This window comes from Streptomyces sp. NPDC040589 (assembly GCF_055594445.1).
The window spans coordinates 758,971-770,710 of sequence record NZ_JBVIWP010000004.1 but is presented as its reverse complement, the minus strand read 5'-3'; the positions used below and the strand labels follow the sequence as shown (position 1 = coordinate 770,710).

The window sequence follows — 11,740 nt, the reverse complement described above, 5'->3', positions numbered from 1 at the left end:
TGGGCGGGGACAGTCCCAGCCGGGAGGGGTGATTGGGGGGGGGCCCAAACCAAGGGAAGCGGAGGGGAAGGACACACACCGTGGCCCGTGTCCGGCGTCCCCCGCCGGACACGGGCCACGGTGTGTGTCAGGCGCCTACGACCTGGGATTGACCGCCTTGCGGAACGCGTCGTGGACGAGCTTGGGCCGCTCCTCGGCGAAGGTGAGCAGGCCCATGACGGAGATTCCGTTGTAGGACTGGTTGTACCCGGCCCGCTGCTTGTAGTCCTTGAGGACCCAGTAGGTGAAACCCGCGACGAACTCGCTGCGCTCGGCCACCTGGGTCCAGTGAGCGGTGAAGCGGGCCGCCTGCCACTCCTCCGTGCCCTCGGTGGTGTCGGGGCCGTGGGTGCCGGCCACGGCCCAGGTGCCGTTCTCGGTGATCAGGATCGGCTTGCCGGGGTACTTCGCGTGCACCGCGTCCAGCGTCGGGCCCAGGTCGGCGTCCTCGCCGTAGAAGTAGCCGAAGTACTCGTTGAACCCGATCACGTCGGCGAGGTCGAAGGCGGGGTCGTTGCTCGTGTTGGAGGCCCAGGTCACGGGGCGGGCGGTGAGGTCGACCGCCTTCACCGCCGCCTTCATGTCGGCGAGCCAGGCGCGGTAGACCGGCGCGCCGTCGGGGTCGATCTCCGACTCGTTCTGCAGGCACCAGAGGATCACCGAGGGGTGGTTGTGCTGGTTCCACGCCATGGTCAGGGCCAGGGCACGGGCGAGGCCGTAGCGCTCGGTCTGCAGCTTCTCCTGGGCGGTGTTGAGCCACATGGTGTCGATGTCGTCCATCACCAGCACACCGTGCTCGTCCGCCCAGTCGTAGACGTACGGGTGACGGTTGTAGACGCAGTTGCGGATGAAGTTGGCGCCCACTGCCGTGATGTGGCCCAGTTCCCGGTCGTACTCGGCGGGCGTCATCGCCCTGCCGTGCGCGGCCGTCTCCTCGTGCCAGTTGAGGCCCTTGAGGAAGAGGGGCTTGTCGTTCAGCCGCAACCGCGCGTCGTCGATGGTCAGTTCGCGTATGCCGTAGCGGGTGGAGAGCGTGTCCACCCGGGGGCCCGAGGGCCTCCCGGCGGTCAGGGTGGCGCGGGCGGTGAGGGTGTGCGGCGAGGCCGGGCTCCATCGCGGGGCGCGGGGCACGCTGACCCAGACGCGTACGACGCCTGCGGAGCGGGCCGCGATCCGGGCCGCGACCACGGCCGGCCGGGCACCGCTCCCCCGGCCGGGATCCAGGGTGAGCCATCCGTCGAAGTCGGAGTCACCGTGGTTCTCGACGACCGCGCGGGCCTCGACGCGCCCGTTCGCTCCGGCCACGAGCAGCTTGGCGACGCTGACCCGCGGAACCGCCTCGATCCAGGCCGAGCGGGTCAGGCCCGCGTAGGGCCAGTAGTCGACGGGCTTGTACGGGATCTCGTGGTCGTCGGTGACCGGCTGGGGAGTCGTCGCCGTGTAGTCGGTGTAGCTCGCCCGGCGGAAGACTCGCACGGCGAGCGTCTGGCGCGTGCCGGGCCGGAGCGCCCCGCCCACCGGAAGGGCGAAGGGCGAGTTGGCGCCCTCGTGCTTGCCGAGGTGTACGCCGTCGAGCCAGACCTCGGCGCTGTAGCCGGCGGCCAGGAAGGCGATGCGCACGTGCCGGGCACGCCAGGACGCGGGAACGTCGACGACGGTGCGGTACAAGGCATGACCGTCGGCGAACGCCGTGCCCTTGCCGAACGGGGCGGTCTCGGAGCCGAATCCGGGCGTGTCCAGCAGGTCCCAGGCCGACGGCACGTCGACGAGACCCCACGTCCGGTCGTCGAAGTCCGGGGACTGCCAGCTCTCGCCGAGCCCCTGGTCGCGGGGGTCGAAGCGGAAGCGCCATCGCCGGTCCAGGGACAGGTACTCCCGGGTCGGCTCATGGGTGCGCCAGCCGTCGAACGCGGGGAGCACGACGCCGTGCTGGAAGACGACGTTGGTACCGCCGACATCGCGCACGTGGGTACCGGAGGGCTCGGTGGCGGGGTGGGTGTCGAGGACCGGGCCGCCGGCGGCGTGCGCCTTGCTCGGCCAGGCCGGCAGGGCGACGAAGCCTGCCGCGCCGAGTGCGGTGACCACGGTTCGCCGGGACGGGTGGGTGGGTGGGGTCATGGCAGGGCTCCTCGGGGCGCGGGCGTTCGTTCGCCCATGAGCCTGGACAGCCCCACCACCCCTGTCAAGGATTATTCATAATTAATGAATTGTGGGTTAGCGTGGCCCCCATGACCTCACACCGACAGGCCCCCACGGACCGACTCGCCATCACCCTGTGGGACTTCAGCTGGTACACGCAGGCGGGCCCCGGCGAGCCCTTCGCCGACCTCGACCGCGCCTTCGCCGAGGCCGTGGAGCGGGGCTTCAACACCGTGCGCGTCTGCGCCATGCCGTTCCTGCTGTTCTCCGGACGCGTCGACTCCCCGGAGTCGCTGCGGGTCCGAGGCCTGGGCGAGCGGTTCGGACAGCGCACCCGCTGGTACAACGTGCGCGGCGGCTACCCGCTGGACGGCCGGCGGCGGCTCGTCGAGCTGTTCGAGGCGGCCGCCCGGCACGACTGCAAGGTGATCGTGTCGTCGTGGGAGTACCAGCAGTCCCCCAGCTTCGCCGACACCGACGTCTGGCACCGCGCCCTGGCGGAGGTGCCAGGCCCGGACCGGGCCGAGGCCGTGGCCGAAGCGCTCGCCGGGCTGCTGGACTTCCTCACCGAGCGCGGTCTCGCCGACCGTGTCGCCTACGTCGAGGTGCACAATGAGGTCGACAACTGCTCCCTGGTACCGAGCGACGGCGCCTTCACCCACTACGCCCGGCTGCGCGGCCCCCTCGAACGCGCCGTGAAGCTGCTGCGGGCACGCCACCCCGGTATCCCCGTCACCTACTCGCTCGGCGAGCCCTGGCCGGACGAACTCGACGACCTGCCGGAGCAGGCGCAGATCGCGCACTTCCATTTCTACGCCTACGGCGTGCTCGGCGCGCTGTACCAGGCGGTGGGGCTCGGCCACGGCACCGAACCGGCACCGCGGACGGCCTCATGGCCCACCCCCGCACTGGCCGCCATGCTGCGGCCCGACGCCCCCGCCTTCGCCGACCACCAGCCGGACGAACCCTGGCGACTGGCGGCGACCGGCATCCCGCGCGAACTCTTCTACGCGCACGACTGGGTGGACCCCGACCGCTGGGACCTGTGGCTCTACGAGAACTATTCGGCCCACCGGGACGCCATGCGCGAGACGCTGGCCCAGTGGGTCGACTCCGTCGCCGGCTTCGCCCGTCACCGCGGCATCCCCGCCGTCCTCGGCGAAGGCGTGGTGGGGTACACCCCGCTGCTGACACGCTTCGAGGAGGACGCCGTCGGCAAGGACATCGCGGAGTTCGTCGTGGACCGCTGCCTCGCGGCGGGCTTCCGAGGCGTCGTCCTGACATCCAACGCGGCCCCTCACCACCCCATGTGGCAGACCGACCAGGAGTGGATGCGCCGGGTGAACGGCCGTATCACCGCGAGCTGAACGCGAGCACCTTTCACCCCTTTTGCGCATGTATCTCACGTCTGAAAGCATCGGTATCAGTAAGGCTTGCCGAGAAGCAGCGCGTCTCGGCAACCACCGCCCCGATCAAGACAGGCCAGGAGGCGGATCATGGCCACGGCCGAACTCGCTTCCGAACGAGAGTCGGACTATCTGTCGCAACTGACGATGGCCGCAGCCCGCTACGGGAACCGCACCGAGCAGCGTGAAAGAAACCAGTCCGTCCTCGAGACGCGTGGCGTGCTGTACGCAGACACCCCCGAGCGCGTCGAGAAGCGGCTGGCACGTCTCGGCGCCGACTGGGCCATGGCGCGGGCGATCGAGCGGACACCGACCGAACCCGCCAGCGGCGCGGGGAGCACCCTGGGCCTGCCCCCGGAGAGCTTCACCGGTGAGGCGCTGGGGCTGGAGCGCCTCATCGGGCGCAACAACCTCACCCCGGTCGCGTTCCTGGAGGAGGGTGTCCAGGTCTCGCGCTCGGTCGGCCGGATCACCATCAGCGGGCCGGGCGGCGGACACGGCACCGGCTTCATGGTCTCCCCCTCCCTGCTGCTCACCAACAACCATGTCCTGGGCGACGTGCAGGAGGCCGGCCGCAGCAAGGTCGCCTTCGCCTTCCAGGACGGCGCCGACGGCAACCCGCTCGTACCGGCGGTCTTCCCGCTGGAGCCGCTCCGGTGCTTCGTCACCGACCGGGCGCTGGACTACACCCTCGTCGCGGTGGCCCCACGCGGCGCGCAGGGCGAGGCGCTGTCGTCGTTCGGCCGGCTGGTCCTCAGTGATGCGCAAGGCAAGGCCGTCATCGGGGAGTTCGTCAACATCATCCAGCACCCGCGAGGCGAGCCCAAGCAGATCGCGCTGCGCGAGAACCAGATCGTCGACGTGCTGGAGCGGTTCCTGCACTACGAGTCCGACACCCGTGAGGGGTCCTCGGGTTCTCCGGTCTTCAACGACCAGTGGGAAGTCGTGGCGCTGCATCACTCGGCCGTTCCGAAGACCGATGCCGAGGGCCGGCCACTGAGCGTCGACGGCACGGTGTGGCGGCCGGAGATGGGCGAGCAGCAACTGGCCTGGCGGGCCAACGAGGGGGTGCGGATCAGCCGCGTGCTGCGGTCCCTGCACGAGGCACCGCTGACCGGCGAGGCGGCAGAACTGCGGGACGAGGTGTCCACCACGGGGCTCGACCCGTCTCCCGAGAAGAACACGCCGCCGATGCCGTCCTTCACCGGCAGGCCGACCCTGGCGGGCGCCAGCGGTTCGCAGGACGGGGCTCAGTCTCACGCGGCCGACGGTTCCGCTCAGCTCGTCCTCCCGCTGCGGATCACCCTCGACTTCGGCACCGCCTCGCCTTCCTCGGCCACCCTCTCGGCTCCGCTGCCCGCACGCGCACCGACCCCACAGCCCTCTTCGGACGGGCAGCCGGACGTCGTCTCGGCGGTCGGGAAGGACGTCGAGGCGGCCCTGACCCATCACCGACTCTCCCGGGAACGTCCCTACTACGACCGGTCCGCGGACGCCGCCGCACGCGCCGCGTACTACGCGAACGTCCGCACCGACGACGGCGACGCGCTGCGCCGCGCGCTGACGACGCTGCTGGCCGAGACCCACGCGCCCAAGCCCAGGTACAAGCCGATGCGGCTGGTCTACCCGTGGGTCGACCTGCACAAGGACGGACGGCTGCGCAGCATCTACTCCGGCCAGGGATTCTCCGCCGAGGAGGTCATACGGGCCGACGCGGCTGTGGAGGAGGCCCGGCTGGCCCGCGAGCGGGAGCTGCTGCTGCGGGAGCGGACGGCGGGACCGGCCGAATTCGAGGCCGAGTTCCGCGCGCTGGAGGCGTCCATGCCGTTCAACTGCGAGCACGTGGTGCCGCAGTCGTGGTTCCACGCGAAGGAGCCCATGCGGGGCGACCTGCATCATCTGTTCACGTGCGAGTCCGGCTGCAACAGTTACCGCGGCAACTTCCCGTACTTCGACTTCCCCGACTACGAGGAAACCGTCCGGGACGCGTGCGGGAAGCGCGAGAGCGTGGGATTCGAGCCGGAGAAGTGCAGGGGCGCGGTCGCCCGAGCCACCCTGTACTTCCTGCTGCGCTATCCGGGCCAGGTCGGCGACGTCGCGCAGGAGTTCCCCGAAGACCGGCTGCCCGTCCTGCTGCGGTGGCACGAGAGCGAGGCAGTCACCGAGTACGAACTGCACCGCAACGCGGCCATCGCGGAGATACAGGGCAACCGGAATCCGCTGATAGACCATCCCGAGTGGGCCCGCGCGATCGACTTCTCCGGGGTCTGGCCCTGAGCCCCGCGTCAACTCGCGCCGGACAGCGGCCTACTCGGCCTCGCCCTGGTGGTCGGCCCAGACATAGCTTTCGGGGAGCAGGTCGGTGATACGGACGGCACGGACACGGTCGTCCCCGCTGACGATGACCTTGACTGCGGGAAAGTAGTCGAGAAGGACCTGACGGCACCGGCCGCACGGAGGGACGACCCCTCGGTCGCGGTCTCCCACGGCGACGATCGTGTCCAAGTCGTAGACACCCTGGGCGGCTGCCGCCCCGATGAGGGCCAGCTCGGCGCAGGGGCCTCCCGTGAAGTGGTAGACGTTCACCGCCGTGACGATCCGCCCGTCCTGAGCGCGGGCCGCGGCCGCCATCGTGTGCTCTTCGCCACGGCACCGAGTGCGGGCGACGTGAGCCGCCGCCTCGATGAGTTCGTGGTCGACGTGGTGCGTCTGCGTGGTCATCATCTCTGCTTTCGTGAGGTCCGCTTCCGCGAAGGATCCTCACGAGTGTCGGCGATAGGCCTTGTTGGCGATGCGCCAGCCGTCGTCGGCGCGGACCAGCAGGAAGATGTCGGTGAACAGGTCGGCGCCGTGCCGCTGCGTCATGGTGGCGGTCGCGACCGTGCCGTGGACGTCGACGGCGTCGATACGACGGGAGCGGGCCGGTTCGTCCGGTGCTCACGCCATCGCGCTCATACCCGACGTGCTGACGCTCGCCCTGCGGACCGACGTCACCACAGTGGACCTGGTCGACCCCCCGGCCCGAGGCATCTGCACGATCACCCCATGCCGCGACCCGCACCCCTGCGCGGCACCCCTGCTCGACCACCTCGCCACGGAGTTCACCTCGATCCGTGGATCGGCGGCCCGAGCCGCGCCGCTCAGCGGTCCACTGCGGGCAGGCGGTCCAGACCGGTCTCGAGCATGATGCGATCGACGGTCTCGTGCAGGGCGCTGCCGGCGCCGATGACGCTCTCGATCCCGCCCGGCAGCAGATCGAGCGGCCGGTGCCAGTCGCGCAGCTGTGCCTCGCTGACCTCGTCGACGATCGGTTTGGTGGCGTGCCGGGCGAGGGTTTCGGCGAACGGTACGTCCAGGTAGTAGCCGTGGGTCGGGCCGCGGTGGTCGGCGCGCAGCCGGGCGAGCATGTCGCCGTAGCGGTCGGCGTAGAGGATGCCTTCGACCACGACGTGGAATCCGGCGTCCAGCGCGTAGCGGGCCGTCAGGTCGATCAGGCCGATGTTCGCGGCGCCGGGCCGGTCGCGCTCGCGCAGCACGATGCGGCGGAGGTTGTCCTGGCCGACCAGGGCCAGGCCGCGGCCGAACTTCTCGCGGAGCGCGGCCGCGACGGACGACTTGCCCGAGGCGCTGTTGCCGCGCAGGACGACCAGCCGGGTTTCTTCGGTGCCCACCATCACGGCGGTCACGTTACCGACGACGCCCCTTCGGCTATCGGTACCAGCACGCACGATGTGGCGCCGTACCGACCCGCACAAGGGCAGGCCCCGGGCCTCACCTCGTCGGGTCCGCCACCGGATACGGCACGAAGGTGCTGCTGTTCTGGTCGATCCGCAGGGCGCGGCCCAGGGGCGGCACCGCGCGTTGGGGGCATTCGAGGCGTTCGCAGACGCGGCAGCCCATGCCGATGGTAGTGGCGGCCGAGGCGTTGGCGAGGTCGAGACCGTCGGAGTAGACGACCCGGTGGGCGTGGCGGATCTCGCAGCCGAGGCCGATGGCGAAGGTCTTGCCGGGTTCGCCCCAGCCGCCGCGGTGCCGGGTGACCGCCCGGGGCGTCCACAAGTACCGCTGCCTGTCGGGCATTTCGGCGATCTGGACGTGGATGCGGCCGGGGGCGGCGAACGCCTCGTAGACGTTCCACAGCGGGCAGGTGCCCCCGGCCCGGGAGAAGTGGAACCCCGTGGCCGACTGCCGCTTGGACATGTTCCCGGCCCGGTCCACGCGGACGAACGAGAAGGGCACCCCGCGCAGCCGGGGCCGTTGCAGGGTGCTCAGCCGGTGGCATGCCGTCTCGTAGCCGAGGCCGTAGCGGTCGGTGAGGCGTTCGATGTCGTAGCGGAACTCCTCGGCCGCCGTGTGGAAGGCGGTATAGGGAAGGATCAGGGCGGCGGCGAAGTAGTTGGCGATGCCGATCCGGGCCAGGGCGTGGGTGGGGGAACCGGCCGGGAAGTCCTCGGCGGCCTGGCGGTCGAGTTCGTCGCCGTATGTGAGCAGGGCGAGCTGGATGGCCATCCGGAACGCCCGCTGTCCCGGGCGGAGGCGGGCCGACAGGTGGAGGGTGCGGGTGGCTTCGTCGTAGTGGTGCAGCCGGTCGCCGGTCGTGGCGGCCAGGCGGATGCCGTGACCGTCGGCGAGTCTGGCGGTGAGGGCCCGGACGACGCGTCGGAGTGGTGGGCGGCGGACAGATGGGCGCCGGCATCGCCGAGGTGTGCGCCCTGGCCGGCCTCGACACCACGGTCTGCGAAGTGGACGCGACAGCGGCCCGCGCCGCCCGGGAACGGGTGACGGCATCCCTCGACCGGGCGGTCCGGCGCGGCGAGCTGGAGAAGCCCGCCGCCCGGGACGCGGTCGCCCGTCTGGCGTTCACCGGCAGCCTGGAGGACCTCGCCGACCGGCAGTTGGTCGTCGAGGCCGTCGTGGAGAACCCCGACGCCAGGACCGAGATCCTCGCCGCCCTCGACAAGATCGTCGAGGATCCGGAGGCGGTGCTGGCCACCAACACCTCCTCCCTGCCCATCATGCGGATCGGCATGGCGACCGGCCGCGCCGACCGGGTCGTAGGCCTGCACTTCTTCAACCCGGTCCCCGTGCTGCCGCTGGTCGAGGTCGTGACCTCCCTGCACACCTCGTCCCGCACGGTGGCCCTCGTGCGGGACTTCGCGACCGAGGCGCTCGGCAAGACGGTCATCCACTCCCGGGACAGGGCCGGGTTCGTCGTCAACGCGCTGCTGATCCCGTATCTGCTCTCGGCCGTCCGCATGGCGGAGTCCGGATTCGCCACGGCCGCCGACATCGACACCGGCATGGAACTGGGCTGCGCCCACCCGATGGGCCCGCTGAAGCTCGCGGACCTGATCGGCCTCGACACGGTCGCCTCGATCGCCGAATCCCTCTACGACGAGTTCAGGGACCCCCTCCACGCTCCTCCCCCACTGCTCCAGCGGATGATGGAGGCGGGGCTGCTCGGCCGGAAGACCGGGCGGGGGTTCCACACCTACGACCAGGACTGAGGGCCTGGTACGACGCGGGCCGAGGCGCCCGTGGGGTGTCACAGGGGAGGGCGGGAAGCGCGAGTACGGCGCTTCCCGCCCCGGCATGCCGACGTCGGATCAAGTCGCCGATCCCGACGCCAGCAGCCCGTTGACCACCAGCGTCGCCAGCGCCTCCGCCGTGGCCGTGAGCTGTTCCGGTGAGGCGTCGTCGGGCCGGCCGAGGCGGCGCGCCAGCGGGACCTCCACCATTCCCGAGACGGGCGGGACGACGGCGAAGAACAGCACGTCCATCGGGACGGGCGCCATCCGCCCCGCGGCCACGAGCCGCTCGATGCCGGGCGCCATGAGCTGCAGGGTCGGCTCGATGTAGTGCTCGTACAGGTAGTCCAGCCGCTCGGTGTCCCGGGTGAACTCGCCGACGAAGAGCCGTCCGATCAACGGCTCGTCCACGGCGGTCCGGTAGAAGCCGGTGATGATCCGCCGCAGGGCCTCGGCGTCGTCGACCGAGTCGTCCACCTGCGGCAGGCGCGCCAGCTGCCCTCCCAGCGCGTGGTCCACCACCGCACGCCAGAACGCCGCCTTGGAGCCGTACCGGTCGTTGATGAAGTTGTGGCTGACGCCCAGGCGACGGGCCAGCTCGCGCGCGGAGGCGTGGTCGTAGCCCAGCTCGGCGAAGGCCTCGAGCCCGCGCCGCAGGATGCTCTCTTCAGCGGGAACCGCGGGAGTGTCCGCGCCGGGGCGCCCCGGCCGTCGAGCGGATTCGGCTTTTGCTCCCACGACTGCCTCCATGCGTGCGTCCTGCGCTGCTCGTGCTCCGGGCCATCCTAGGGACCCTCCACCACCTTACTTGACACCTGTCAGATTCAGACTAATCTGACAGGTGTCAGCCAGTCCGGTCAGTCAGACAGTCCGCGAGGCCACTCAGCCGGATCACGTGACGAGCTCCGTCGCCGCAGCCGTCCCGCACCGCACCACCACCGGACGTCCGATCCCCTGCCCCGCTTCTTCTGGAGTTCCGTCATGCCCAAGACCTCCACGGACACGGCCGGCGCGGCCACCGTGTCCTCACTACCGTCGACCGACGCGCCATCGCCGCATCGCTGGTGGATCCTCGCCGTCATCGGGCTGGCCCAGCTCATGGTGGTGCTGGACGGAACGATCGTGAACATCGCGCTTCCCTCGGCCCAGAAGGATCTGGGCTTCTCCGACGGGGACCGGCAGTGGGTCGTCACCGCCTACGCGCTCGCCTTCGGCAGCCTGCTGCTGCTCGGCGGACGCATAGCCGACCTGTTCGGCCGCAAGATGACCTTCCTGGTCGGCCTGGTCGGCTTCGCCGGGGCCTCCGCCCTCGGCGGCGCCGCGGGCAGCTTCGAGGTGCTCATCGTCGCGCGTGCCGCGCAGGGTCTGTTCGGTGCCCTGCTCGCCCCGGCCGCCCTGTCCCTGCTGACCACGACCTTCACCGACGCCAGGGAACGCGCCAAGGCCTTCGGCGTGTACGGCGCCATCGCCGGCGCGGGCGGCGCCATCGGGCTGCTCCTCGGCGGCTTCCTGACCGAGCACCTCGACTGGCGGTGGACCCTCTACGTCAACCTGGTCTTCGCCGCTGTCGCCTTCGTCGGCGGCATGCTCCTGCTCCAGCGCACCACCCGCGACAAGAGCGCCACCATCGACATCCCCGGCGCCGTCCTCGTCTCCGGCGGCCTGTTCTGCCTGGTCTACGGCTTCGCCAACGCCGAGAGCCACGACTGGAGCTCCGTGCGGACCTGGGGCTTCCTGGTCGCCGGCGCCGTCCTGCTCGCCGCGTTCACCTGGTGGCAGACCCGCGCCACGCACCCCCTGCTGCCCCTGCGTGTCCTGCTCGACCGCAACCGCGGCGCCTCCTTCGTCTCCATCCTGATCACCGGCGCCGGCATGTTCGGTGTCTTCCTCTTCCTCACCTACTACCTGCAGCAGAGCCTGGGCTACACCCCCATCAAGACCGGACTGGCCTTCCTGCCGATGGTGGGTGCCCTCATGCTGTCCTCCACGCTCGCCTCCACCGTGCTGATCCCCCGTATCGGCCCCAAGGCGGTCGTACCGCTGGGCATGGGCCTCGCCGCGGCCGGCATGGTGTGGCTGACCGGTCTCGGCCTCAGCAGCGGCTACGCCACCGACATCCTGCCCCCGCTGATCGTGGCGGGACTCGGCCTCGGCCTGGTGATGGCCCCGGCCATGAGCCTGGCCACGGCCGGGGTGAAGGCCGAGGACGCCGGTGTCGCCTCCGCCGCCGTGAACACCATGCAGCAGGTCGGCGGCTCCCTCGGTACGGCGCTGCTCAACACCCTCTCCACCAGCGCCGTCACCGACTACCTGGCCGGCCGCGACCCCAAGGACCCCGCCGTCCTCGCACAGGCCGGGCTGGAGGGCTACTCCACCGCCTACTGGTGGTCGGCCGCCTTCTTCGCCGCCGGTCTGGTCCTCAGCGTCATCCTGTACCGACGCGACGCACCGGCCACCGACCCCGACGCGGCGCCCGTGGTGCACATGTGAGGTCGACCCGGGGCGTTCCGGCCCCGACCGACCGGAGCGGGGGGGGGGGGGGGGGGGGGGGGGGTGCGGCCCCTGGTGTCCGGAAACCCACGTCCTGATCTCTCGGCCTGGTTCCCGCTAAATCGTGCAGAATCAAGG

Annotated in this window: 8 protein-coding genes and 3 pseudogenes; 5 read left to right on the top strand and 6 right to left on the bottom strand. The window is 70.9% G+C overall.

Annotated features, from left to right (window positions below; genetic code table 11):
* Positions 1-135 precede the first annotated feature (135 nt).
* Entirely contained in the window at positions 136-2,157 is a 2,022-nt protein-coding gene (locus ACZ58V_RS21360; RefSeq protein ID WP_471291424.1) for a glycoside hydrolase family 2 protein, read from the bottom strand.
* Positions 2,158-2,267: 110 nt separating this feature from the next.
* Here ACZ58V_RS21360 and ACZ58V_RS21355 point away from each other — a divergent pair, with 110 nt between their 5' ends.
* Positions 2,268-3,545 (top strand): cellulase-like family protein, encoded by a 1,278-nt coding sequence (locus ACZ58V_RS21355; protein WP_471291422.1) that lies wholly within the window; start codon positions 2,268-2,270, stop codon positions 3,543-3,545.
* 129 nt (positions 3,546-3,674) lie between these two features.
* Positions 3,675-5,861 carry an endonuclease gene (locus tag ACZ58V_RS21350; RefSeq protein ID WP_471291420.1) on the top strand — a complete coding sequence of 729 codons (2,187 nt, stop codon included), beginning with the start codon at positions 3,675-3,677 and terminating at the stop codon, positions 5,859-5,861.
* 30 nt (positions 5,862-5,891) lie between these two features.
* Here the strand turns inward: ACZ58V_RS21350 and ACZ58V_RS21345 are convergent, their stop codons facing one another.
* Together ACZ58V_RS21345 and ACZ58V_RS21340 are read right to left on the bottom strand one after the other, a co-directional pair.
* The gene (locus tag ACZ58V_RS21345; protein ID WP_471291754.1) at positions 5,892-6,305 is read right to left on the bottom strand and encodes a cytidine/deoxycytidylate deaminase family protein; all 414 of its coding nucleotides are present in this window, start codon (positions 6,303-6,305) and stop codon (positions 5,892-5,894) included.
* Positions 6,306-6,344: 39 nt separating this feature from the next.
* Positions 6,345-6,521, bottom strand: a pseudogene (locus tag ACZ58V_RS21340) (nuclear transport factor 2 family protein); the annotation flags it as partial.
* 1 nt (position 6,522) lies between these two features.
* Here ACZ58V_RS21340 and ACZ58V_RS21335 point away from each other — a divergent pair.
* Positions 6,523-6,771, top strand: a pseudogene (locus ACZ58V_RS21335) (hypothetical protein); the annotation flags it as partial.
* Here the strand turns inward: ACZ58V_RS21335 and ACZ58V_RS21330 are convergent.
* Together ACZ58V_RS21330 and ACZ58V_RS21325 are read right to left on the bottom strand one after the other, a co-directional pair.
* Positions 6,725-7,258 (bottom strand): AAA family ATPase, encoded by a 534-nt coding sequence (locus ACZ58V_RS21330; RefSeq protein WP_468196610.1) that lies wholly within the window; start codon positions 7,256-7,258, stop codon positions 6,725-6,727. The pseudogene ACZ58V_RS21335 and the gene ACZ58V_RS21330 overlap by 47 nt on opposite strands.
* Before the next feature lie 97 nt (positions 7,259-7,355).
* Positions 7,356-8,240: pseudogene (locus ACZ58V_RS21325) on the bottom strand (short-chain fatty acyl-CoA regulator family protein); the annotation flags it as partial.
* 11 nt (positions 8,241-8,251) lie between these two features.
* Here ACZ58V_RS21325 and ACZ58V_RS21320 point away from each other — a divergent pair.
* Positions 8,252-9,091 carry a 3-hydroxybutyryl-CoA dehydrogenase gene (locus ACZ58V_RS21320; protein ID WP_471291418.1) on the top strand — a complete coding sequence of 280 codons (840 nt, stop codon included), beginning with the start codon at positions 8,252-8,254 and terminating at the stop codon, positions 9,089-9,091.
* Between the two features lie 99 nt (positions 9,092-9,190).
* Here the strand turns inward: ACZ58V_RS21320 and ACZ58V_RS21315 are convergent, their stop codons facing one another.
* Complete coding sequence (locus ACZ58V_RS21315; RefSeq protein WP_468196304.1) at positions 9,191-9,862, bottom strand: TetR/AcrR family transcriptional regulator; 672 nt, start codon at positions 9,860-9,862, stop codon at positions 9,191-9,193.
* A gap of 231 nt (positions 9,863-10,093) precedes the next feature.
* On the opposite strand from ACZ58V_RS21315, the gene ACZ58V_RS21310 reads away from it, so the two are divergent.
* Positions 10,094-11,602: an MFS transporter gene (locus tag ACZ58V_RS21310; RefSeq protein WP_468196302.1), complete on the top strand. Its 1,509-nt coding sequence runs from the start codon at positions 10,094-10,096 to the stop codon at positions 11,600-11,602.
* Positions 11,603-11,740 lie beyond the last annotated feature (138 nt).

What these genes read in the sequence shown, in the direction of transcription:
- ACZ58V_RS21360 (WP_471291424.1), bottom strand. Translation starts at nt 2,157, where the DNA reads ATGACCCCACCCACCCACCCGTCCCGGCGAACCGTGGTCACCGCACTC.
- ACZ58V_RS21355 (WP_471291422.1), top strand. Translation starts at nt 2,268, where the DNA reads ATGACCTCACACCGACAGGCCCCCACGGACCGACTCGCCATCACCCTG.
- ACZ58V_RS21350 (WP_471291420.1), top strand. Translation starts at nt 3,675, where the DNA reads ATGGCCACGGCCGAACTCGCTTCCGAACGAGAGTCGGACTATCTGTCG.
- ACZ58V_RS21345 (WP_471291754.1), bottom strand. Translation starts at nt 6,305, where the DNA reads ATGACCACGCAGACGCACCACGTCGACCACGAACTCATCGAGGCGGCG.
- ACZ58V_RS21330 (WP_468196610.1), bottom strand. Translation starts at nt 7,258, where the DNA reads ATGGTGGGCACCGAAGAAACCCGGCTGGTCGTCCTGCGCGGCAACAGC.
- ACZ58V_RS21315 (WP_468196304.1), bottom strand. Translation starts at nt 9,862, where the DNA reads ATGGAGGCAGTCGTGGGAGCAAAAGCCGAATCCGCTCGACGGCCGGGG.
- ACZ58V_RS21310 (WP_468196302.1), top strand. Translation starts at nt 10,094, where the DNA reads ATGCCCAAGACCTCCACGGACACGGCCGGCGCGGCCACCGTGTCCTCA.